Below are 23,470 nucleotides of genomic sequence, written 5' to 3'. Positions count from 1 at the left end.
CTCTCCTCAGATACCGGCGGCGTGGCGGACAAGCGTCTCGGGCGTCAGGTCATCCCCCTGCACCTCGGCGGCGATCCGGCCTTCGCGCATGACGATGACGCGGTCGGACATGCCCAGGATCTCGGGGATTTCCGAGCTGACCATGATGACGGCCAGCCCCTGCGCGGCCAGTTCGGCCATGAAGTCATGAACCGCCGCCTTCGACCCGATGTCGATGCCCTTGGTCGGTTCGTCCAGGATGATGACGCGGGGCTGGGTGGCCAGCCACTTGGCGATCACCACCTTCTGCTGGTTGCCGCCCGACAGGTTGCCCACCGGCGTGTCCAGCGAGGCCGCGCGCAGATCCAGTCGCCGGGTGTATTCGCGGGCCAGCTTGAATTCCTCGGCCAGCTGCAGGAACCCCCTGCGCGAGGTGCGCGCCAGCGAGGGTAGGGTGACGTTCTGAAAAATCGGCAAGGCGGTGATGGCGCCCTGCTTTCCCCGGTCCTCGGGGACATAGACGATGCCGTTGGCCACCGCGTCGGCGGGTGATCGGATCACCCGGATCTTGCCGTCGATCTTCGTGACACCCTTGGACGGTTTCGTGATCCCGAACAGCGCCTGCATGAATTCCGACCGGCCGGCGCCGACCAATCCGTAGAACCCCAGGATCTCGCCCCGGTTCAGGCGAAAGCCGATGTCCGCGAATTCGGTCGGGTGGGCGTAGCCCGCGACCTGCAGCACCTCTTCGCCGATGCTGGGGCTGCGCTTGGGGAAGATCTGGCTGACCTCGCGACCGACCATCATCTTGACCAGGTCGGCCTCTGTCACGTCCGCGATCAGCCCCGCGCCGACGAACTGGCCGTCGCGGAACACGGTATAGCGGTCGGCGATGCGGAAGATCTCGTCGAACTTGTGGCTGATGAAGAGGATCGCCTTGCCCTGTGCCTTGAGGGTTTCGACCAGCTCGTACAGCTCTTCGATTTCCTTGTGCGACAGGGCGGCCGTGGGTTCGTCCATGATGACCACGCGGGCGTCGATGGACAGGGCGCGGGCGATGGCGACGAGGTGCTTGTTCGCGATGCCGAGATCGCGCAACGGATGATCGGGATCGACCTGGGCGCCGATGCCGCGCAGGATCGTTTCGGCCTCGCGGCGCATCCGGGGCCAGTCGATCAGGCCCCAGCGGTTGCGCGGGGCGTGGCCCAGAAAGATGTTTTCGGCCACCGTCAGTTCGTCGAACAGGACGGTTTCCTGGTGAATGGCGGTGATGCCCGCATCCGCCGCATCCTGCGGGCTGGGAAAGCGGCGGGCGCTGCCATCGACCCGGATTTCCCCGCCGTCGGGCTGGTAGATTCCGGTCAGGATCTTGACGACCGTGGACTTTCCCGCGCCATTTTCGCCGACAAGCGCCGTGACCTGGCCCGGGTGCAGGTCCAGCCGGATCTCGTCCAGCGCCTTGACCCCGGGAAAGGTCTTGGTGATCCCGTCGAGGGACAGGACCGGGCCCGTAAGGGTCTGTGCGTTGTCGTCGCTGCCTGCCTGCATCAGCATCCCATGACCTCCCCTGCCGCAGGCCGGGGTGTCGCGGTTGGCCTGCGCGTGTTCGGTGTGATTTTTCGGATGAACCGGGGGGCATGTGGCCCCCCGGTGGATTGCCCCGGGTGGGGAGGCGATCAGAAGATCGACTTGAAGTCGTCGATGTTCGAGCTGTCGTAGACGAAGGGATCGGCCATCGCCCCGGCATTGTCGTCGTCCAGCGTGACGCTGCCCATGCGGCCCATCGGGATTTCCGCGCCCGGTTCCGCCGTGGCGTCGCCGCTGGCCAGCGCATGGGCGATCATCGTGGCGGAATAGCCCAGGTCGATCGGGTTCCAGATCGCAAAGGACTTGGAGGCGCCGCTGTCGATGGCTCCGGCCATTTCCGACGGCAGGCCCAGGCCGGTCACGTTGACCTGACCCACCTTGCCGGCGTCCACGACCGCCTGTGCCGCGGCCACGATACCGACCGAGGTCGGCGCGATGATCGCGTCGAGGTCAGGGTATTTCTGCATCAGGCCCTGCGCCTCGCGGTAGGACTTGTCGGCGAGGTCGTCGCCATAGACGGTCGCCACCAGCTCGATCCCCGGATAGTCGCCCATGACCTTCTTCATCTCGTCGATCCAGATGTTCTGGTTGGTCGAGGTGGTGGTGGCCGAGAGCAGGGCAACCTTGCCGCCATCGGGCAGCTCATCGGCGGCCAGCTTGATGATCATGTTGCCGATCAGCGGGTTGGACGAGGGGTTCAGGTGCATCTGGCGGCCTTCCGGTGCCACGCCCGAGTCCCAGGAGATCACGGTGATGCCGCGCTGCATGGCCTTTTTCAGGACCGGCACCAGCGCATCGGGATCGTTGGCCGAGACCGCGATGGCGTCGACGCCCTGCGCGATCAGCGAGTTGATGACCTGGATCTGCGCCTCGGCCGTGGTGTCGGTCGGGCCGGTGTAGATGATCTCGGTGTTGCCGAGGTCGGCGGCGGCCTCTTCGGCGCCCTTGGCCGCGGCCTCGAAAAAGCCGATTCCCAGGGCCTTGACCACCAGCGCGATGCGCACCGGATCGTCCTGTGCCAGCGCCGAGGTGCCCATCAGCCCGGTGGCCAGCGTGGCCCCCGCGAGCAGCTTGGTAAAGGTACGACGGATCATTGTTATTCCTCCCTTGATCGAAGTCGTTTGTCTTGCGGGCCGCTAGGACGCGGCCTCGCCTTCCTGTGTCGCGGCGCCGGACTGGGCGACGATCAGTGAAACATCCGCCGCCTCCAGCATGGCGGCGGCCTTGTCGGATATGCCCTCGTCGGTGATGACCGTGTCGATCCGGTCGAGCGCGCAAAGCACGAGGCTGGAGCGGTTGTCGAACTTGGTGCTGTCGACCAGCACCACCAGCTCGTCCGCCTGGCCGATCAGTTTCTGTTCGGCCTGGATCAGCAGTGGGTCGGCTTCCATCAACCCGATGGGCCCCAGCCCTTGCGCGCCCATGAACATGCGCCGGGCCCAGAAATTGCGCGTCACATCGTTGTCGAAGGGCGACAGGACGATGTTCTGTTCGCGGTAGATCATCCCGCCGGACAACATCACCATGTTCTTGGAATGCTTGAGCAAATGTTCCGCGATGGGAAAGGAGTTGGTGAAGACCTGGCAACGGCGGCTGGCCAGCGGGTGCACCATCTGAAAGGTCGTGGTGCCACCGTTGATGATGATCGAGTCGCCGTCCTCGCACAGTTCGACCGCCGCCCGGGCGATGGCCTGCTTCTGCTTGATGCGCAATGTCTGGTTGACCGAGAAGGGCCGCCCGGCAAGTCCCACGAAGGGCGGCGGTGTCAGGGCTTCGGCCCCGCCGCGCACACGGCGCAGTTTCTTCTGCATGTGAAGCGTGGCGATGTCGCGCCGGATCGTTGCCTCGGACGCCTCTGTCAGGTTGCACAGGTCGACGACGGTCACGACCGGGCGATCCTGCACGGCAGAGAGAATGATCCTGTGGCGTTCTTTCTCGTGCATCGGCTCCTCCTTGGCGATGAAGATTGCGTGGATTCGCCGCGTTCGTCAATCAAAAACAATCAACATCAATCATTCTGCGGCGCAGTATGGTTGTTTATGATTGGATATGATTGACAATTTGGCGCAATCCGCTCAGCATCCCGATCAGATTTACAGCGGCGCCGGTGCGCCCGTCGGGAGGACAAGATGTTGAAAACCGTGGACAATCATCTTCTGGAAAATCGCTGGGATGCGGCTGAGGCGCAGGGGATGAGCGAATCGGAGCTGTTGCTGTACCGCTCGAACATCCTGGGCGCCGACAAGCGCGTGACCAACTATGGCGGCGGCAATACCTCGGCCAAGGTCATGGAGACCGATCCGCTGAGCGGCGAGCAGGTAGAGGTGCTCTGGGTCAAGGGATCGGGCGGGGATATCGGCTCGATAAAGATGGACGGTTTCGCCACGCTCTACATGGACAAGCTGCAGGCGCTGAAGTCGCTCTATCGCGGTGTCGAGCACGAGGACGAGATGGTGGGTTACCTGCCGCATTGCACCTTTCGATTGAACCCGCGCGCGGCCTCCATCGACACGCCTTTGCACGCTTATGTACCGCGCAAACACGTTGATCACGTCCACGCGGACGCCATCATCGCCATTGCCGCCTCGGAAAACTCGCGTGAGCTGACGCAGGAGATCTTTGGCAACCGTATCGGCTGGTTGCCGTGGAAGCGGCCCGGCTATGAATTGGGCCTGTGGCTGGAGAAATTCTGCCTTGAGAACCCCGAGGCCGACGGCGTGGTGCTGGAAAGCCACGGGCTGTTCACCTGGGCGGATGATGCCAGGACCTGTTACGACACCACAATCGACGTGATCAACGCGGCGACAGAGTGGCTGGCAGACAAGACCAAGGATGTGCCGGCCTTCGGCGGTGCAAAGTACAAGTCGCTCGCGGCAGAGCAGCGCCGCACGGTCGCCGCGCGGCTGATGCCCGCCATTCGCGGTTTCGTGTCGGGCAACCAGCACATGGTTGGCCATTTCAACGACAGCGACGCGGTGCTGGAATTCGTCAACGCGCAGGATATGGCGCCGCTGGCGGCCTTGGGCACCTCTTGCCCGGACCATTTCCTGCGGACCAAGATCCGTCCCTTCGTGGTCGATTACGACCCGGTCAAGGGCAACCTCGACACGGTGCTGGAAAGCCTGCCGGAGCAGATCGAAGCTTATCGCGCCGATTATGCCGCCTACTACGACCGCTGCAAACGCGATGATAGCCCGGCGATGCGCGATCCGAACGCGGTTGTCTACCTGCTGCCCGGTGTCGGCATGATCACCTTTGCCAAGGACAAGGCGACGGCGCGGATCTCGGGCGAGTTCTATGTCAACGCGATCAACGTCATGCGCGGCGCCTCGGCCATCAGCACCTACCAGGGGCTGCCCGAACAAGAGGCCTTTGACATCGAGTACTGGCTGCTCGAAGAGGCCAAGCTGCAGCGGATGCCCAAGCCTAAATCGCTGGCGGGCCGGATCGCACTGGTCACGGGCGGGGCAGGGGGAATCGGTGCGGCAACGGCGGCCCGCTACCTGTCCGAGGGCGCCTGCGTGGTGCTGGCCGATATCGACGCCAAGGCGCTGGAGGCCACACGCGCGCAGCTTGAAAAGCAGTTCGGTGGGGACGTGGTGCGCAGCGTCGTCATGGATGTGACCCGCGAAGAGGCGGTGGCGCAGGCCTTTGCCGATGCGTCGGTCGAGTTCGGCGGCACCGATATCCTCGTGTCCAACGCGGGCATCGCCTCGTCCGCGCCGGTCGAAAAGACCTCTCTGGCACTTTGGAACAGGAACATGGAGATCCTGAGCACGGGCTATTTCCTTGTCAGCCGAGAGGCGTTCGGCCTGATGCGGACGCAGGGACTGGGCGGTTCCATCGTCTTTGTCGCCTCCAAGAACGGGCTGGCGGCCTCGCCCAATGCCTCTGCCTATTGCACCGCCAAGGCCTCGGAAATCCACCTGGCGCGCTGCCTTGCGCTGGAAGGTGCCGAGGCGGGCATCCGGGTCAACGTGGTCAACCCCGATGCGGTGTTGCGCGGGTCGAAGATCTGGGAAGGCGAGTGGCTGGAACAGCGCGCCGCGACCTACGGCACCGACAAGGAGGGACTCGAGGAGATGTACCGCAACCGCTCGATGCTCAAACGCTCCGTCCTGCCGGAAGACATCGCCGAGGCCTGCTATTTCTTCGCCGCCGATACCTCGGCCAAGTCGACGGGCAACATCCTGAACGTGGACGCCGGCAACGTGCAGGCGTTCCCGCGCTGAGGACAGATCCGGCGGGGCTAGCCTCTGCCGGGTCGCAATGGGAGGATACCATGAGCCAATACGAAAGCGCCCGCGCCGCCTTCGCCGACTGGGGCGTCGAAACCGAGACCGCGATAGAGCGGCTGAAAGACATCGCCATTTCGGTCCACTGCTGGCAGGGCGACGATGTCGTGGGTTTCGAGGCCAAGAGCGGCGCATCCGGTGGCGGCATCCAGGCCACCGGGAATTATCCAGGTCGTGCCCGCACCCCGGACGAGCTGCGTGCGGACCTGGATTTCGCCTTTTCCAGGATCCCGGGTCGCCACCGGCTGAACCTGCACGCCATGTACATGGACACGGACGAAAGCCCGGACCGCGACGCGATCGAATACCGCCATTTTACCCCCTGGGTGGACTGGGCCAGGGACAGCGGGCTGGGGCTGGATTTCAATCCGACCTTCTTTGCCCATGCCAAGGCGGACGACAACCTGACGCTGGCGCATCCGGATGCGGGCATCCGCGACTTCTGGATCGAACACGGACGCCGCACGCGTGAGATCGCCGCGCGCATGGGGGCCGAGCTGGGCAGTCCCTGCGTCAACAATATCTGGGTTCCGGACGGAATGAAGGATCATCCCATCGACCGGATGGCGGCGAGGCAACGGCTGCAATCCTCGCTGGATGCCATGCTGGCCGACCCGCAGGACCGGGCGCAGATGCTGGACGCCGTCGAAAGCAAGCTGTTCGGGATCGGGGTCGAGGCCTTCACCGTCGGCAGTCATGAATTCTACCTGGGCTATGCCACCCGCAGGGGCACGCTCTTGTGCCTCGACATGGGTCATTTCCACCCGACCGAGAACATCGCGGACAAGCTGTCATCGGTCGCTCTGTCGGTGGATGAGATCCTGCTGCACGTTTCGCGCCCGATGCGCTGGGACAGCGATCACGTCATCCTGCAAAGCGATGACATCCTGGCGATGGCGCAGGAACTGGTGGCCTGTGACCTGCTGGGGCGCACGCATATCGGGCTGGATTTCTTCGACGCCACGATCAGTCGCACGGCGGCCTGGGTGATCGGCACGCGCAACATGCAAAAGGCGCTGTTGCGGGCGCTGCTCTTGCCGATGGACACTCTGAAAGGTGCGGAAAACGCGCTGGATTTCAGCCGTCGTTTCATGCTGACCGAAGAGCTGAAGGATCTGCCCTATGGCGCGGTCTGGGCAGAGTTCTGCGCCCGGATGGAGGTGCCCGTCGGCCAGGCGCTGATCGCGGACCTCGATCGCTATCAGGACAGCGTCGCCGGGCGTGGCTGAGCGCTGAATGGCGGCTGCCGGACCTGCAAGGGACCGGCAGCCGGATTGCCTTACTTGGGATCGAAGAGTGCGATCAGGTCGGTCCCGACCGTCCGCAACTCGCCACGCAACTCGTCCAGCTTGTCCGCTGCCGCGACAATTTCCGTCTCGGTGCTGTCCAGAGCCTCGATGTAGCGGTTGCGCAGGGTCTCGACCTCGACCGCGTCGAGGTTTGCACGCAGGCGGCCCTGTTCGCTCGACAGTTCGCGCTGGCGGTCTTCCAGGGAGGTGATCTCCTGCTCGATCGCGCGGGAGCGGCGCAAGAGGTCATGCGCGCTGTCAAAGCTCTCGCTCAGGGCCGCATCGACGGCGATCCGCCCGGCGCGCACGTCCAGCACCAGCCGTTCGAAATCCCCCGAGTCCAGCGAATACTGCCGGCGGCTGACCGACCGTTCCACGACGTCCAGCGAGACTTCGCCCGCCTCGACTGGCACGGTCACGCGGATGAAACCGTCACCCTGTTCCACCTTGCCCGGCGCGCTGTCGAGTTCACCGAAGCCGCCGGGATGTTCGACTGAAAAGAGCGTCGCTTCCTCCGGCACGGTGGCGTCATACCGCGTGGTGCGCAGGGTGATCAGGTTGACAGTCACCTGTTCCCCGCCGGAAATCATCGCGGAAATGCGCTGGGTCTGGCGGCGGTCGGTGTTGACCGTGGCGCCGGTGGCCTCGGCAAAGGGCAACAGGCGGCTTTGCCCGGCCAGCATGCCGGTGAAGGGCGCATCGCCCACAAAGCCGTTCGCATCCTGGACAGAGACCAGACCCGGCGCCAGTGCCTGGTCCGCCTGCAGCGAAGCGGCCATCAGGACCTGGTTGCCGGTCTTCTGCGGACGGTACAGCGCGCGGATCTCGGGCTCGATCGCCATGTCGAAATACATCAGGTTCGCGGTGCGCCCATCTTCCAGGTCGACGGGCTGCGGCATCGCATAGCGCAGGATGCCCGCGCCGCTCAGCACTTCGCCCGCGCGGGCGGTGCCAGAGGGTTTGGCAAGGTCGAGCGCCAGCATTTCCTTGACCACGGGGGCATAGGCGGCTTCGGCGGCGGGGGCGGCAAGCGCCCTGACGCCCCGGTCGGGGGCAACCGTGACCGGGCGCGGGCCCGAGGGCGGATCGTTGCGCGCGATATACAGAGGGTCGATCAGTTCGCGCCGGTAGGCCACGGGAGAGCCGGTGGTCAGTGTCAGCGCCACGTCGTCCCAATCCTGCCCCGAGACATTCTCGACCGTGGCCCAGCCCTGGAACCGGCCCTCGTCCAGGAGAAGCCGCCAGGAATTCTTCCAGGCCGCGACCTCTGTCACGTAGGACAGGTGCACGTCGCGGGCATCCGCTGCCTCCAGCGTCAGGTCGAAACGCCGGGTCTTGCTGTCGCGCCGGTCGGCGTCCATCGCGCGGGCCAGTTGCGCGGCGACATCCTCCGAAAAGGTGACCTGCGCACCGGGGGTCAGGACGATGTCCTGCACCCCGTCCTCGGTCAGCATCAGGACGGTGGTGCGCGTGACGTCCTTGCCCTCTTCGACGATCTGGGTTTCGCCCACGCCCATGATGCGGCCGGTAAAGGCGCCGCGCGCGGTGGTGACTTCCAGCGTCTCGCCGATCATCGCGCGCACCAGCTCCTCTGTCGTGCGCGGCACGCCGCCGGCAAAGATGGTGTCCGCCAGCGCGGCCAGGCTGCTGCCGGGGGTGTCGGTCTGCAGGTCGATGACGCCGCCCGAGGGATCGCGCACCACGAGCGAGGCCAGAACGTCATCGGAATCGCGCATCGGCACGTCGAAGGACAGCGTGTTGCCCTCTGTCGGCGCAATGAATGTGTAGCGGGCGATCCCGGCCTGTCCCAGTTCGATCCGGGTGATCTGCGGAGAGGCAAGGGCGGTGGAAACAAGACAGGTGGTTGCCAGCAGGGCGGGCAGGAAAATGGATTTGGTCATGGTCGTCGACTCCTCGTCATTCGCGGACGGCTTAAAGGCCGTGTTCCGAGTCTACGACGCATCACCTGCCCGCGTCCTTGGCGAGGTCGTGTCAGATTGCGAAATTTTTTTTGTCGGGCGGTCAGGGCGGGTCTTTGCCCGGTGTTCCGGAAAATCTGCTAGGATGGTCCTGGGGAAAAGGGGGATGGCATGTCGGATTATTATGACCTGGGAACCTACGGCCGTCCGGTCGCGACCGCTCCAGAGGCACAGCTTTGGCTTGACCGGGGCATGGTCTGGCTGTTTGCCTACAACCACGAAGAGGCGATCCTGTGTTTCGAAAAGGCGCTGACGGCCGACCCGGCCTGCGCCTTGGCCCATTGGGGCATCGCCTATGCCATCGGGCCGAACTACAACAAGCCGTGGGAGGTCTTTACCCCCGAGGAAAAGGCGCCGGCCCTGGCCCGCGCCCATGCGGCGCTGGCCGCCGGGCTGGCTCTGCATGGGGCGGCGCCGGTCGAACGGGCCCTGCTGGGGGCGCTGGCCGCGCGCTATCCGCAGGACCCGGATATCGAGGATTTCCAGCCGTTCAACGACGGGTTTTCCTCCGCGATGCAGCCGGTCTATGCTCAGTTTCCCGACGATCTGGATGTCACCTTCGTGTACGCCGAGGCGATGATGAACCGCACGCCCTGGCAGCTGTGGGATTTCCATCGCGGCGTGCCGAACCCCGAGGCTTCGACCTCCGAGGCGATGGCGGTGCTGGAGAGGGCCTTTGACCAGGTGCCGGGCGCCTGGGATCATCCCGGGTTGCTGCACATGTACATTCACCTGATGGAAATGTCGCCGCATCCGGAACGGGCGCTGCGCCACGGCGACCGCCTGACGGGGCTGGTGCCGGACGCGGGGCACCTTGTGCACATGGCGACCCACATCGACGTGCTGTGTGGCGATTACCAGAGCGTGCTGTCCCGCAACCTTGCCGCGGCAAGGGTCGACGAGACCTTCAAGTTGCGGTCGGGGGCCGCGAATTTCTACGCGCTCTACCGCATTCACAACCTGCATTTCGCGCTCTACGGGGCGATGTTCCTGGGGCAGAAGGCGGCGGCGCTGGACGCGGCCAAACGCTTGCGTGCCGAGGTGCCGGATGAGGTGGTGCGGGTCTATCCCGACCTGTTCGAGACCTTCGTGGCGGCCCTGCCGCATGTCTATATACGCTTCGGCATGTGGTCCGAAGTGCTGGACCTGGAGTTGCCCGAGGATACCGAGCTTTACACGACAACCAACGCACTGATCCTTTATGCGCGGGCCGTTGCGCTGGCCAACCTGGGCCGACACGACGCGGCGGAAGTCGCGAAACGAGCCTTTGTCGATGCCTATGCCCTGGTTCCCGAGGAACGGATGCTGTTCAACAACACCGCGCGCGACGTTCTGGCCGTGGCCGAGCAGATGATGCTGGGCGAGGTCGCCTACAAGGCCGGACGCTGCGAGGAGGGACTGGCCTTCCTGCGTGAGGCGGTCGCCCTGGATGACGGGCTGCAGTATGAGGAACCCTGGTCCTGGCCGCAGCCGACGCGGCATGCGCTGGGCGCCTTGCTGATGGATGCCGGGCGCTACGCCGAGGCCGAGGCGGTCTATCGTGCCGACCTTGGGCTTGACGGTGCCTTGCCCCGGCCAAGCCAGCATCCGCGCAACGTCTGGGCACTGCATGGGCTGGACGAATGCCTGGCCCGACGCGGCGAGACGGTGGAGCGTACCCATATCAAGGCGGCCCTCGACGTCGCCCTGGCCCGGGCAGACGTGCCGATCCGGGCAAGTTGTCTTTGCCGGGCGCGCGTGGCGTAGCAGGGCAGGGCCAAGGTCCCGGGACTGAGTATTTTTTCCGTCAAGGTCGGCGTGTCAGCCCTTGCCGAGGTCTGACTATACCTATGAGACTCTGAATGTGTTGAAGATTTCTTTGCGGTTTCGGAAAGAAAATATTACCAATTTGGCGGGACAACCCTAGAATTGCCCCTAGAGCGCCCGGTTCCGTCATGATCGGGGGCTCGGATAAACGGGAGGACGAAGATGACACGCAATATCTCAACGCGGCGCGCAGCGCTGCGCACTTTGGCTGGTGCCGGCGCGGCAACCCTTGCAGCCCCGCATCTCGCAACGGCGCAGGGCCAGACCACCACCTGGAAAATCCAGACCAGCTGGCCCGGCGGCGCTGGCCTGCAGATTTTCAAGGACTGGTGCGCAACCATCGAGGAAAAGACCGGCGGGGAACTGGCGTTCCAGCCCTTTGGCGCAAATGACGTCGTGGGCGACTTTCAGCTGTACGATGCCGTCAAGAACGGTGTTCTGGATGCCGTGAACCCCTTCACGATCTACGCCCAGGGGATCATCCCGGCGGCGACCTTCCTGACCTCGATCCCGTTGGGCCTGCGCAATCCGCATGAATTCGACGTGTTCTATTACGGACTCGGCGGCATCGACATCGCGCGCGAACTTTATGCCGCGCAGGGTATGCATTTCGTGGGGCCCGTCCACCACGGCCCGAACATCATCCACTCCAAGGTGCCTATCCGGTCGATCGACGATTTCGCGGGCCGCAAGATGCGCCTGCCCGGCGGCATGGTGGCCGAGATCTTTACCCAGATCGGCGCCGAAACCACGGTCCTGCCCGGCTCGGAGATTTTCCCGGCGTTGGAAAAGGGCACCATCGACGTGGCCGACTACGTGGGCCCGGCGGTCAACTACGCGCTCGGCTTCAGCCAGGTGACCGATTACATCGTGATGGGCCCACCGGGTTTCATGTCGCTGTACCAGCCGGTCGACATCATGGACATCACCGTGGGCCAGGCCGCCTGGGACGCGCTGAGCCCGCAGATGAAGCAGTTCGTCGAGATGGAAACCCATGTCTATTCCGACATGCACCATGCAGCGATCCAGAAGGCCGACCAGGACGCATGGGCCAAGTTCGAGGCCGACGGCACCGAGGTTACGCGCCTGACGCAGGACGACGTGGAGCTGATGACAGAGGTCGCCGTTCCGGTCTGGTTCGACTACGCCAACCGCGATCCGCAGGCCGCCCGCGTCTTCAAGATCCAGCTGGATTACATGTTGTCCGGCTCGTTGGGCTATGTGGATCCGGCTCTGACCCAGGGGCTTGAGCTCAAGCTCTGATCGGTCCGACCGCACAGATCGTTTCCGCCCGGCGCCAGATGTGTGCCGGGCGCTTTCCTTGTCATGCCAAACCATGAGGACCGTCAATGCCCGGTCTCAGCTTCACGCTTCCACATTGGCTCTACTGGGTGGGGCTGATCGTCTTTCCCATCATCGCGATGGTGCTGTCGCGACGCCCCCAGCAGGCCGAGAAACGCTATACCCTGCCGCTGGCCTACATGATCGGGGTTTCCGGCGGGATCATCGGCCTGCATCGGTTCTATCTCAAGAACATGCTGGGACTGGTCTATATCCCGATCTTCCTGTTCATCCTCTTTGCCAACGGGCAGACGCAGGATGCACGTTCGGTCCTGTCGGACTATGAAAACCAGCTGCGCGTCGCGCAACGCGTCCTCGATCGCGAAGAGAGCCGGGTCGAAGAGGCGCGCGCCGGAATGGCCGACCTTCAGGCCACCTTTGACGAGGCCGAGGAAGGCAGCTTTGCCAAGCGCAGCGCAGAACGTCGTCTGCAAAGGGCGCAGGACACCGTCGCCAAGGGCGAGGAACGCCTGTCCGAGGCCCGCGCGACGCAGGAGGACATCACGCCTCTGCGCGACGAGGCCGCTGGCACGCGCGCCTTGTGGGACAACGCGGCGGGCTACGGGCTGTATCTCATCCTGGCCCTGCTGGCGCTCGATTTCGTGCTGATGCCGATGCTGGTGCGGCGCGCGAACGATGCGCTGCCCGCGCACGAGGAACTGTCGGACGCGGAAAAGGCCCTGCTGGCCGCCGAGGCCGAGGAGGGGCCCAAGCATGACAGCGACTATGCCCAGAACTGGATCGACCGGCTGTCGCTTTTCTGCGGCGAGTTCGTCGCCTACTGGGCGGTGATCGCGGTCTTTGTCTACTATTACGAGGTGATCGCGCGCTATGTCTTCGGCTCGCCGACGAACTGGGCGCACGAAGCGATGTACCTGATGTTCGGGATGCAATACCTGATCGCGGGCGCCTACGCGATGCTGACCGAAAGCCATGTGCGGGTCGACATCTTCTATGCGCCGTTGACCAGGCCGAAAAAGGCCTGGGTCGATCTCCTGACCTCGATCTTTTTCTTCATCTTCGCCGGCACGCTGCTGGTGACGTCCTGGATCTTTGCGATGGACGCGATCGCGGTGCCCTCCGGCAACGCGGTGGTTTCGGACTGGGCGCGCGGCCAGATCTCCTTTGGCGAGATGGTCGGTGGCTTTGGCCTGGACCAATGGACCGATCCGAACATCCGCTGGGGCGAGATCAGCTTCAACGAGTGGGAAGTGCCGCTGTGGCCGATGAAATGGGTCATGGTGATGGGTGGGCTTTTGCTGGTGCTGCAGGGCATCTCGAAGGTCTCGAAAGACATCCGTGAAATCGCGCGGGGGAACTGAGGTAATGGGTATCGAAATCGGAATCGAGTGGCTGACGCTCATCATGTTCGGCAGCCTTCTGGCGCTGCTCATGGCGGGCCTGCCGCTGGCCTTCGTCACCGGGGGGCTGGCCTGTGTCTTCCTCTTTGTCCTCGGGGATGCGCGGGCGCTGAACATCGTGCCCAGCCGGATCTTCCCGCTGATGACCAACTATCAGCTTTCGGCGATCCCCCTGTTCATCTTCATGGCCGCGATGCTGGAGAGGGCAGGGATCATCAACGATATGTTCGACGTGATCTACAAGGTCCTCGGCGGGGTGAAGGGGGGGCTGGCCTCAGCCACCATCATCGCCTCGACGATCCTTGCGGCGATGGTCGGCGTTATCGGGGCTGCGGTCGTGACGATGGGGATCATCGCCCTGCCGGCGATGCTGAAGCGCCAGTACGATCCCAAGATCGCGATGGGCTCGATCATGGCCGGCGGCACGCTGGGCATCCTGATCCCGCCGTCGATCCTGGCCATCATCTATGCGGTGGTCGCGGAACAATCGGTGGGTGAGCTGTTCATCGGCGCGGTGATCCCGGGCCTGCTGCTGTCGGGGATGTATATCCTCTACGTCACGCTGCGCTGCTACATCAACCCGGCGCTGGGGCCGGCGATCCCGGTCGAAGAGCGGGTTTCCAACAAGGAGAAACTGCAACTGGTGGGCAAGATGGCGGCACCGATCACGCTGGTCGTGGTGGTGCTGGGCATTATCTTTTCCGGTGTGGCCACCCCGGTCGAGGCGGCCGGCATCGGCACCTTCGGCGCCTTCATCGTCGCCGCCATCCACCGCAAGCTGGATTGGCCGACGGTGCGCGAGGCCTGCACCACGACGCTGAAAGCCAGCGCGATGGTCATCTGGATCATGTTCGGTGCGACGATCTTTGTCGGTCTCTACGTCCTGGAAGGCGGGCAGCAGTTCGTGCAGGACGCGCTGGCGGCCACGGGGCTTGGCCCCTGGGGCATCCTGATCCTGATGCAAGTGCTGTTGGTGATCCTGGGGATGTTCCTGGACTGGGTCGGCATCCTGCTCTTGTGCGTGCCGATCTTTGTCCCGATCATCAAGGCGCTCGGTGCGGCCGCTTTTGGCCTCGACAGCCCCGAGGACCTGGTGCTGTGGTTCGGCGTGCTCTACCTGGTGAACATGCAGATGTCGTTCCTGTCGCCGCCCTTTGGCTATGCGCTGTTCTACCTGCGCGGGGTGGCCCCGGATCACATCCCGATGACCGACATCTTCAAGTCGGCGCTGCCGTTCCTGTTCCTGCAGATCGTCGGACTGGTCCTGTGCATGATGATACCAGAGATCATCACCTGGCTACCAAGGCTGGTCTACGGCTGACATGATGACAAGCGGCCCCGCCAGACAGGCGGGGCCGCTTCGCTTTCCGGGGTCAGCGCGACGCGTCGGCCTCGATGGCCGCGCGCATTCCCCGATCCAGCATGACAGTCAGCCGCGCGATCACCGCATCGCGCCAGCCGGGCGCCTCCGTCAGGCGCGTGGGGACCAGGTCAGGGAAAGCGGCAAGCCGGTCGTGCAGGCCCTCGGGCGTCACCGGCTCGTCAGGCAGAGGGGTCAGCAGGGCGGACCGTGGGTCGCGAAGGTCATAGGCCTGGCCCGCCTCGTCGCGGCCAAGCGTGTATCGCATCCAGGCGGCGGTGGCGAAGGCGAAGGGTTCCAGCGGTTGCGCGCGGTCCAGCGCGTCGCAGGCGGCGGCAAAGATGCGCTGCGGCATCTTCTCGGTCCCGTCCATCGCGATCTGGTAGGTTTCGTGTCCGAGGTGCGGGTTGGCGAACCGAGCCGCCAGGTCACCCGCGTAGGCTTGCAGGTCCACGCCGGGCAGGGGCGGCAGGGTGGCTGCAGCGGCGGCCAGGTGCCGCCGGACCAGAGCCGCCAGCGCGGGATCTCCCATCACGTCGCGGACATATCTGTGCCCGGCCAGGAAGCCCGCATAGGCCAGCATGGAATGCGCGCCGTTCAGCATCCTCAGCTTCATGTTCTCGAAGGGGCGGACATCCTCGACAAAGACCGCGCCGCCAGCCTCCCATGCGGGGCGGCCCGACGGAAACCGATCCTCGATCACCCATTGGCGAAAGCTCTCGCATTCGATGGCGCCGTGATCCTCGACACCCGTCATCTCGCGGGCCAGGGCCAGCGTGGCCTCGGTGCGGGCCGGGGTGATCCGGTCCACCATCGTCGAGGGAAAAGCGACATCGCTGGCGATATGATCGGCCAGATCCGGGGCGGTCTGCCGGGCGAAATCGACCAGCAGTGACCGGACGAGCGTGCCGTTTTCCGGCAGGTTGTCACAGCAGAGCACGGTAAAGGGTGGCGTGCCGGCCTGCCGCCGCTGTCGCAGCGCCCAGACCAGAAGGCCCGCGACCCCTTGCGGGTCACCGGGATCGGCGAGGTCCGCGGCAATTGCCGGGTGGGTTCGGTCGATGCCGCCGGTGGCGCGGTCGATGCCATAGCCCTTTTCGGTCACTGTCAGCGAGACGATGCGCGTGGTCGGATCGCAAAGCGCGTCCAGCACCGCGCGCCGGTCGGTGGACAGGCTCAGCGCGCGGTCGATGGCGCCGATGATCCGCGCCGTGCTTCCTTCGACACCGCGTTCGATGAGGGTGAACAACCCGTTCTGCGGTGTCAACTCGGCCGCCGGTTCCAGGCTGCGCAGGCTGACGCCGGTGATGCGCCAGTCGCCGCCCGCCGCCGCCAGGGCGTCGTCGGTATAAAGCGCCTGGTGCGCCTTGTGAAAGGCGCCCAGGCCGATGTGGACAATGCCCGGCCCGTGGGCGGCCGGATCGTAGCCGGGGCGGCGGACACCCTGGGCCAGTTGGTCAAGCGTGCTGAGCCGGGTCATGCCACCACCCGGGGCGACAGCGCAGCGATGATCCCGCGCAGTTCCGCTAGTCCTTTGAGCCGCCCGATCGAGGGATAGCCCGGCTGCGCCTTGCGACCGAGGTCGTCCAGGATATCCTGCCCGTGGTCCGGGCGGAAGGGAATGGACCAGTCGGAGCGGCCCGCGGCCCTGCGGCGTGCCTCTTCCCTCAGAGCCGCCTCGACAAGGGCCACCATGTCAGTGTCGCCGCCCAGGTGTTCGGCCTCGTGGAAAGAGCCGCGCACCTCGGTTGTCTCGCGCTTGACGTTGCGCAGGTGCAGGAAATGCACCCGGTCGCCCAGACGCTCCATCATGCCCGGCAGGTCGTTGTCGGGGCGCGCGCCAAGCGAGCCGGAACACAGCGTGATGCCGTTGGCGGGCAGGTCGACCGCCTCCATCACCGCGCGGTACTGCGCCTCGGTCGACATGATGCGCGGCAGGCCCAGCAGCGGAAAGGGCGGATCGTCCGGATGACAGCAGAGCCTCAGACCCAGTTCCTGCGCCACCGGGGCGACTTCCGACAGGAAGTCGACCAAGTGGCCGCGCAGGGTGGCTTCGCTCAGGGCGGCGTATTCGGCCAGATGCGCGCGTACGTCCTCGAGCGAGAATCGCTCTGCCGCGCCGGGCAGGCCGTAGACCACGTTTCCGGCCAGTGCCTCCTTCGCCTCGTCGTTCATCGCGGCAAAGCGACGTGCGGCGGCCTCTTGCAACGCGGCGTCATAGTCCTTTCTGGCGCCGTCCCGCGCCAGGATGTGCAGGTCGAAGGCGGCGAAATCGGTCAGGTCGAACCGCATGCAGGTGGCGCCGCTGGGCAGCCGCCAGGCCAGGTCCGTGCGCGTCCAGTCCAGTACCGGCATGAAGTTGTAGCAGATCACTTCCAGCCCAGAGGCAGCCAGATTGTGCAGGCTTTCCTTGTAGTTGGCGATGTGCTGTCGCCAGTCGCCCTGCTGTTTCTTGATGTCCTCGGAAACCGGCAGGCTTTCCACCACGGCCCAGTCCAGTCCCGAGGGGCTGCCATCGGAAAGGCGTGCGATCTCTGCCTGTCGCTTCGCGATCTCGTCGCGGCTCCAGACGGTGCCGGTGGGGACGTGGTGCAGGGCCGACACGATGCCTTCGGCCCCCGCCTGCGCCACGTCATCGGTTGTCACAAGGTCCTTGGGACCAAACCAGCGCCAGGTCTGCTTCATGGTGTCCTCCCGCTTTGAAGTCTTGCCGTTCTCTATCACCCTCCGTGATTGCTGACTAGTATGGAAGTATGGTAGCTAGCGAGCGGGAGGACGGCGAATCATGAATGCCGAGGGCAGCGGAACCTGGGAACTCGATCCGGCTTTGCCGATTTCGCGGCAAATCCTGCGGATTCTGCGTGAACGGATCATCCACAACGATTTGAAGCCCGGCGACAGGCTGTCCGAGTCCGAAGTGGCCCGCACCTATGACGTCAGCCGCCAACCCGTGCGCGAGGCCTTCATTCGCCTCGCCGATCTCGGGCTGTTGGCCGTCCTGCCGCAACGGGGCACCATCGTGAGCCGTATCGGCTATTCCGCGGTGCTGGACGCGCGCTTTCTGCGCGAGGCGATCGAGGCGGACATCGCCAAGATCCTCGCTCGCGCGCCAGACCCGGCGGTCATTGCAGAACTGCGCGGGCAACTGATCCGGCAGGAAGAGGCCGAGGGCGGCGACCCCAACGACTTCATCGACCTCGACGACCTGTTCCATCGCACCCTGGCCGAAGCGGCCGGGAAGGGCGGGGCCTGGAAACAGATCGAGGGCCTGAAGGCCCAGATGGACCGGGTTCGTTTCCTGTCGCTGGGCCAGTTCCCGCTGCGCAAGCTGATCGCGCAGCATCGTGACATCGTGGACCAGATCGAATGCGGCGCCATCACCGGCGCCAATTCGGCGGTCCGACATCACCTGCGTGAGGTCCTCAGTGATCTCCCGCAGATCGTGGCGGCCAATGCCGCCTATTTCGAATTGCCGGACGGCGCCTTGCCGCAACCGGTGAATGCCCCCATCCAAGGAGGAGAACAGGGATGACTTTTGGTTTCAGGATGACCGCAATCGCCGCAGCCGTGGCGGCAATGGTCGCCGCCCCGGTCGCAGCGCAAGAGATGACGCTCAAGCTGGGTCACCTCGCCAACGAGGACAACTCATGGCACAAGGCCAGCGTCAAGTTCGGCGAGGAACTGTCGGCGCTGACCGATGGCCGTATCGCCGTCGAAGTGTTCCCGAACGAGTCGCTGGGCAAGGAAATCGACCTGATCAACGGCATGCAGCTGGGCACGGTCGACATGACCATCACCGGCGAAAGCCTGCAGAACTGGGCGCCGATGGCGGCCCTGCTGGCGGTTCCCTATGCGTTCCAGACCATCGAGGACATGGATGCCTTTGCCGCCGGTCCGGTGGGTGACGACATCAAGGCGCAGATCGTCGACAAGGTGCAGATCCGCCCGATCGCCTATTTCGCCCGTGGCGCGCGCGACCTGACCTCGAACCGTGCGATCACCACGCCCGCCGACCTGAACGGCCTCAAGATGCGCGTGCCGAACGTGCCGCTGTTTGTGGACGTCTGGAAGGCGCTGGGCGCCAACCCCGGCCCGATGGCCTTCTCCGAGGTCTTTACCTCGCTGCAGAACGGCACCATCGAAGCGCAGGAAAACCCGCTGGCGCTGATCCGCTCGGCCTCTTTCTACGAGGTGCAGAGCCACGTCAACCTGACCGATCACGTCCGGTCCTGGATCTACCTGACAATCGCGGAATCCACCTGGGCCAAGCTGTCGGATGCCGACAAGGATGCCGTTATGGAAGCCGCCAAGCGCGCGCAGGCCTACGAGCGTGAGCTGTTCGAGCAGAGCCTGGCCGACGACCGCGCCTTCCTGGAATCGCAGGGCATGACCTTTGTCGACGTCGATGCGGCTGCCTTCCAGGCGGCGGCCAAGGATGCCGTCCTGGCCAACGTCAACGACGAGATCAAGCCGATCGTCGAAGAGCTTTTCGCGCAATAAGACCCGCGCGTTCGCATGAATACCTGGCCGGTGCCGCGGGTCCGTGGCGCCGGCCTGATTGACAGGGGGAACACGGTGAAACACGTTGATCGCTTTATCGGGGCCGTTGTCCTGCTTGCCCGGATCGGGGCGGGCCTGGGCTTTGCGGTGCTGATGGGGGCCGTGCTGGTCCAGGTCATCGGGCGGCTGGCGGGCACCTCGCCGGTCTGGACCGAGGAGCTGACCCGCTACGCGCTGCTTTACATGGTGGCCTTTGGCGCCGGGGCCGCGATGCGGTCGGGCGACCTGGTGAACGTGGATGTCATCAGCGAAGCGCTGCCCGCGCCGCTGCCGTGGCTCCTGCGCCTCTTGGCGGCACTGGCCACCGCCGGGCTGGCCATCTTCCTTCTGTCGCACGCCTGGCGCTACGTCTCCATCGGCAAGATGCAGACCTCTCCCGCGCTGGGAATCCGCATGGACTATGTCCATTTCACCGTCTGGCTGATGCTGGTCGGACTGGCCGTCTTTGCCGTGCTGCGCGTCATCGGCATGCTGTCCGGCACCGAAGACGGCAAGCCCCACCGTCCCGAGGAGGAGTGATCCGTGGACGTTGCAATCCTCTTCTCGGTCTTCGTGGCCGGTCTTGCCCTGGGCATTCCCGTCGCGATCACCCTTGGCCTGTCGTCGCTGGCCTACCTTCTGTTTGCGGAGATGCCCCCCGTGGTCATGCCGCAAAAGATGTACGCGGGCATGGATGTCTTTGTCCTGCTGTCGATCCCGGGGTTCATCCTGGCAGGCAACCTGATGAACCAGGGCGGGATCACCCAACGGATCATCCGCTTTGCCAATGCCATTGTCGGCTGGATCAGGGGCGGGCTGGGCCTGACAAACATCTCGGCCTCGATGCTGTTCGGCGGCATCACCGGCACGGCGGTGGCCGATGCGGCCAGCCTTGGCGGCGTGCTGATCCCCGGCATGAAGAAAGCGGGCTATCCGGCTGATTTCTCGGCCGCCGTCACTGCGGCCTCGTCCACGGTCGGCCCGATCATCCCGCCGTCTGTGCCGATGATCATCGTCGGCGCGCTGTCGGGGATATCGGTGGGTAAGATGTTCCTGGCGGGGGCCATCCCCGGCATCCTGATGGGCGTCGCCATGATGGTGACCTGCTACGTCATCTCTGTACGGCGCGGCTATCCGCACCAGCCCTGGCAGGGCTGGGGAGAGGTTGCGCGCAGCTTCGGCGGGGCGATCTGGGCCATCGCCATGACCTTCCTGATCATCTACGGGCTGCTGTCCGGCTATGCGACGCCAACCGAAACCGCGGTCGTCGCCTCTGTCTATGCCTTCATCGTCGGCGCCTTCATCTACCGCGAGCTGCCGTTGCGAAAGGTCCCGGGCATCATCGCGGACAGCGCGGTTTCCGCGGCGGGCATCCTGGCGCTGGTGGGCTTTGCCAATGTCTTTGGCTGGATCCTGGTGTCCGAACGCATCCCACAGGCCATCGCAGACTCCGTCCTGTCCGTGACCGAAAACAGGCTGCTGGTGATCCTTCTGATCAACATCCTGTTGCTTTTCGTCGGCATGTTCATGGAGACCATCGCGGCGCTGATCATTCTCTTCGTGCCGCTTCTGTCGCTGTCGAACGCGGTGGGCATCGATCCGCTGCATTTCGCCACCTTCGCGGTGCTGAACCTGATGATCGGGCTGACCACGCCGCCGGTGGGGGTCTGCCTCTTTGTTTGCGCCAATATCGCCCGGCTGCCGCTGGCGCCGGTGGTGCGCGCGATCCTGCCTTTCCTTCTGACCAACATCCTGGTGCTGTTGGCGGTGTCCTTCTTTCCGCCGCTGGCCACCTGGCTGCCATCCGTCCTGACCAATTGAGGAGGACCGACATGCAAACCCGAGTCTGCCGTCTTTACGGCGCCAACGACCTGCGCATCGAAACCGAGGAGGTCGCCGCACCGGGGCCGGGACAGGTGCTTGTCGCCGTCGCCGCGGGCGGGATCTGCGGGTCGGACATGCACTACCTCTCGGACGGCGGCATCGGCACCATCCGCGTGCGCGAGCCGATCATCCTTGGCCACGAGGCCTCGGGCCGCGTCATGGCAGTGGGCGAGGGTGTGTCGCATGTCTCGCCGGGCGATCCGGTGGCCCTGAATCCCAGCCGTCCCTGCGGCGCGTGCGCGTATTGCGCCGAGGGCCTGCCGATGCATTGCCTGAACATGCGGTTCAACGGCTCCGCCATCCGCCTGCCACATGAACAGGGTCTGTTCCGCGACCGGATCGTCGTGGAGGCCGCGCAGTGCATCCCCTTGCCCGAGGGCGCCGACCTGGGCGCCGTGGCCTGTGCCGAGCCGCTGGCGGTCTGCCTGCACGCGGCGAACATGGCCGGGGAGATCGCTGGCAAACGCGTGCTGGTCACCGGCGCCGGACCCATCGGCGCGCTTTGCGTGGCCACCGCGGCGGGCGAAGGCGCGTCGGAAATCGTCGTCACCGACTTGCAGGACGCAACGCTGGAGGTCGCCCGTGCAATGGGCGCGACCCGAACGATCAACGTTGCCAAGGACCCCGACGCGATGGAGGCCTATGCCGCCGACAAGGGGCATTTCCACACCGTGTTCGAATGCTCCGCCGCCGCGCCTGCGATCCGGTCTGCCATCGCGACCCTGCGCCCGCGCGGTGTCCTGGTGCAGGTCGGCGTCGTCGGCGATACGCCGATGCCGATCAATGCGCTGGTGGCCAAGGAAATCCGTGTCCAGGGCACGCACCGCTTCCACGAGGAATTTGCCGAGGCCGTCCGGGCCATCACCTCGGGCAGCATCGACGTCGCGCCCATCGTCACCGCGCGCTTTCCGCTGGAACAGGCCGCGCCGGCCTTTGCCGTCGCTGCTGATCGGACGAAATCGGTCAAGGTGCACCTGACCTTCGAGGCTGCCTGATGCAACGATTTGCCCGTGACGACCTGTTTGACCTGGCCCGTAGCCTGCTGACAGGCGGCGGTCTTGACCCCGAGAAGGCGCGTGTGGTTGCCGAGCTGCTGATCCGGACCGATGAGCTTGGGGTCACGACACACGGGATCTCGATGGTGTCCTATTACCTGCCGGAGCTGGCCTCTGGCCGGATGACCTCGGACGGGAGGCACGAGGTCGTCACAGATCGCGGCGCGACACAGGTCTGGGACGGCAACTACCTGCCCGGTCACTGGGTCATGACACATGCGCTGGACGCGGCGATGGCCCGCGCCCGCGAAACCGGCATCGCCGCCATCGCGATCCGGCGCAGCCATCACATCGGCTGCCTGTCGACACTGACCCGTATCGCTGCCTTGCAGGGGCAAATCTGCTATATCGCCACTTCCGACCCTTCCGGCCAATGGGTCGCGCCCTTTGGCGGGGTCGAGCCGCTGCTGACGCCGAATCCCTGGGCCATCGGTTATCCGGGTGGCGATCACCCTGTGCTGATCGACACCTGTGCCTCGATCACCACGGTGTCCAAGGTGCGCGAGCACATCAACAGTGGCTCGCAATTTGCCCATCCGTGGATGCTGGACGCCGAGGGGAATGCGACCACGGACCCGAACGTGGTCAATGCCACTCCCAAGGGGTCGATCCTGCCGGTCGGGGGCATGGATCATGGCCACAAGGGCTTTGCCATGAGCCTGATGGTCGAGATGCTGACCCAGGGCCTTTCCGGGCATGGACGGGTCGAGGCGCCGGACCGCTGGGGGGCGAATGTCTTTCTGCAGGTCATGGACCCGGCGGCCTTTGCCGGGGCAGGGGCCTTCGAGGCGCAGGTGGATCATCTCAACGCCGCCTGCCGCGACAGCACGCCAATCCCGGGGCGCGGGCCGGTGCGCATTCCGGGCGACCGTGCCGCAAGCGCGATGGCGGCGGCGGAAACGCAGGGCATTGCCCTGCCGGACGAGGTGCTGACCCGTATCCGCGACTGTGCCAAAGCGTCGGGCCTCGCCTTCCCCGCAACTCTGCCCTGAGAC

At 65.0% G+C, this 23,470-nt stretch carries 18 protein-coding genes; 12 read left to right on the top strand and 6 right to left on the bottom strand.

Features of this window, described 5'->3' with window-relative positions; all coding sequences use genetic code 11:
- Window positions 1-6: 6 nt before the first annotated feature.
- From BLQ71_RS07925 to BLQ71_RS07915, 3 genes are all read right to left on the bottom strand, one after another.
- Window positions 7-1,533 (bottom strand): sugar ABC transporter ATP-binding protein, encoded by a 1,527-nt coding sequence (locus tag BLQ71_RS07925; protein WP_074621320.1) that lies wholly within the window; start codon window positions 1,531-1,533, stop codon window positions 7-9.
- Window positions 1,534-1,655: 122 nt separating this feature from the next.
- Window positions 1,656-2,660 carry a rhamnose ABC transporter substrate-binding protein gene (gene rhaS / locus BLQ71_RS07920; protein WP_043145460.1) on the bottom strand — a complete coding sequence of 335 codons (1,005 nt, stop codon included), beginning with the start codon at window positions 2,658-2,660 and terminating at the stop codon, window positions 1,656-1,658.
- 42 nt (window positions 2,661-2,702) lie between these two features.
- On the bottom strand, window positions 2,703-3,509 hold the full coding sequence (locus BLQ71_RS07915) for a DeoR/GlpR family DNA-binding transcription regulator (RefSeq protein ID WP_074621319.1): 807 nt from the start codon (window positions 3,507-3,509) through the stop codon (window positions 2,703-2,705).
- A gap of 186 nt (window positions 3,510-3,695) precedes the next feature.
- On the opposite strand from BLQ71_RS07915, the gene BLQ71_RS07910 reads away from it, so the two are divergent.
- Window positions 3,696-5,798 (top strand): bifunctional rhamnulose-1-phosphate aldolase/short-chain dehydrogenase, encoded by a 2,103-nt coding sequence (locus BLQ71_RS07910; protein WP_074621318.1) that lies wholly within the window; start codon window positions 3,696-3,698, stop codon window positions 5,796-5,798.
- Window positions 5,799-5,848: 50 nt separating this feature from the next.
- The gene (locus BLQ71_RS07905) at window positions 5,849-7,090 is read left to right on the top strand and encodes an L-rhamnose isomerase (RefSeq protein ID WP_074621317.1); all 1,242 of its coding nucleotides are present in this window, start codon (window positions 5,849-5,851) and stop codon (window positions 7,088-7,090) included.
- A 50-nt stretch (window positions 7,091-7,140) separates the two neighbouring features.
- Here the strand turns inward: BLQ71_RS07905 and BLQ71_RS07900 are convergent, their stop codons facing one another.
- Window positions 7,141-9,051: a hypothetical protein gene (locus tag BLQ71_RS07900; protein ID WP_074621316.1), complete on the bottom strand. Its 1,911-nt coding sequence runs from the start codon at window positions 9,049-9,051 to the stop codon at window positions 7,141-7,143.
- Between the two features lie 189 nt (window positions 9,052-9,240).
- Between BLQ71_RS07900 and BLQ71_RS07895 the strand changes: the two genes are divergently transcribed.
- The 4 genes from BLQ71_RS07895 to BLQ71_RS07880 all read left to right on the top strand — a co-directional run bounded on the left by BLQ71_RS07895 (window position 9,241) and on the right by BLQ71_RS07880 (window position 14,958).
- Window positions 9,241-10,875 carry a tetratricopeptide repeat protein gene (locus BLQ71_RS07895; protein WP_074621315.1) on the top strand — a complete coding sequence of 545 codons (1,635 nt, stop codon included), beginning with the start codon at window positions 9,241-9,243 and terminating at the stop codon, window positions 10,873-10,875.
- 222 nt (window positions 10,876-11,097) lie between these two features.
- Window positions 11,098-12,198 carry a TRAP transporter substrate-binding protein DctP gene (gene dctP, locus BLQ71_RS07890; protein ID WP_043145453.1) on the top strand — a complete coding sequence of 367 codons (1,101 nt, stop codon included), beginning with the start codon at window positions 11,098-11,100 and terminating at the stop codon, window positions 12,196-12,198.
- Window positions 12,199-12,284: 86 nt separating this feature from the next.
- Window positions 12,285-13,598 (top strand): TRAP transporter small permease subunit, encoded by a 1,314-nt coding sequence (locus tag BLQ71_RS07885; protein WP_074621314.1) that lies wholly within the window; start codon window positions 12,285-12,287, stop codon window positions 13,596-13,598.
- A 4-nt stretch (window positions 13,599-13,602) separates the two neighbouring features.
- Window positions 13,603-14,958 (top strand): TRAP transporter large permease, encoded by a 1,356-nt coding sequence (locus BLQ71_RS07880; protein ID WP_043145451.1) that lies wholly within the window; start codon window positions 13,603-13,605, stop codon window positions 14,956-14,958.
- Between the two features lie 52 nt (window positions 14,959-15,010).
- Here the strand turns inward: BLQ71_RS07880 and BLQ71_RS07875 are convergent, their stop codons facing one another.
- Window positions 15,011-16,477, bottom strand: a complete 1,467-nt coding sequence (locus tag BLQ71_RS07875; RefSeq protein ID WP_074621313.1) for a mannitol dehydrogenase family protein — start codon at window positions 16,475-16,477, stop codon at window positions 15,011-15,013.
- Complete coding sequence (uxuA, locus tag BLQ71_RS07870; RefSeq protein WP_074621312.1) at window positions 16,474-17,682, bottom strand: mannonate dehydratase; 1,209 nt, start codon at window positions 17,680-17,682, stop codon at window positions 16,474-16,476. Before uxuA ends, BLQ71_RS07875 begins: the two co-directional genes overlap by 4 nt.
- 100 nt (window positions 17,683-17,782) lie before the next feature.
- Between uxuA and BLQ71_RS07865 the strand changes: the two genes are divergently transcribed.
- The 6 genes from BLQ71_RS07865 to BLQ71_RS07840 all read left to right on the top strand — a co-directional run bounded on the left by BLQ71_RS07865 (window position 17,783) and on the right by BLQ71_RS07840 (window position 23,467).
- Window positions 17,783-18,529 carry a GntR family transcriptional regulator gene (locus BLQ71_RS07865; RefSeq protein WP_074621311.1) on the top strand — a complete coding sequence of 249 codons (747 nt, stop codon included), beginning with the start codon at window positions 17,783-17,785 and terminating at the stop codon, window positions 18,527-18,529.
- Window positions 18,526-19,497, top strand: coding sequence for a TRAP transporter substrate-binding protein (locus tag BLQ71_RS07860; protein ID WP_074621310.1), 972 nt, complete (start codon window positions 18,526-18,528; stop codon window positions 19,495-19,497). The genes BLQ71_RS07865 and BLQ71_RS07860 overlap by 4 nt, the downstream gene beginning before the upstream one ends.
- A gap of 75 nt (window positions 19,498-19,572) precedes the next feature.
- Window positions 19,573-20,076, top strand: coding sequence for a TRAP transporter small permease (locus BLQ71_RS07855; protein ID WP_229754934.1), 504 nt, complete (start codon window positions 19,573-19,575; stop codon window positions 20,074-20,076).
- A 3-nt stretch (window positions 20,077-20,079) separates the two neighbouring features.
- Window positions 20,080-21,357 carry a TRAP transporter large permease gene (locus BLQ71_RS07850; protein WP_074621309.1) on the top strand — a complete coding sequence of 426 codons (1,278 nt, stop codon included), beginning with the start codon at window positions 20,080-20,082 and terminating at the stop codon, window positions 21,355-21,357.
- Between the two features lie 11 nt (window positions 21,358-21,368).
- Entirely contained in the window at window positions 21,369-22,415 is a 1,047-nt protein-coding gene (locus BLQ71_RS07845; RefSeq protein ID WP_074621308.1) for an L-idonate 5-dehydrogenase, read from the top strand.
- Window positions 22,415-23,467 (top strand): Ldh family oxidoreductase, encoded by a 1,053-nt coding sequence (locus tag BLQ71_RS07840; protein ID WP_074621307.1) that lies wholly within the window; start codon window positions 22,415-22,417, stop codon window positions 23,465-23,467. The genes BLQ71_RS07845 and BLQ71_RS07840 overlap by 1 nt, the downstream gene beginning before the upstream one ends.
- The last annotated feature ends 3 nt before the right edge of the window (window positions 23,468-23,470 follow it).

Source organism: Antarctobacter albus, from assembly GCF_900101505.1.
Classification (GTDB): Bacteria; Pseudomonadota; Alphaproteobacteria; order Rhodobacterales; family Rhodobacteraceae; genus Antarctobacter; species Antarctobacter albus.
The sequence above is the reverse complement of the archived record's forward strand: the minus strand, read 5'-3'. Positions and strand labels throughout refer to the sequence as shown.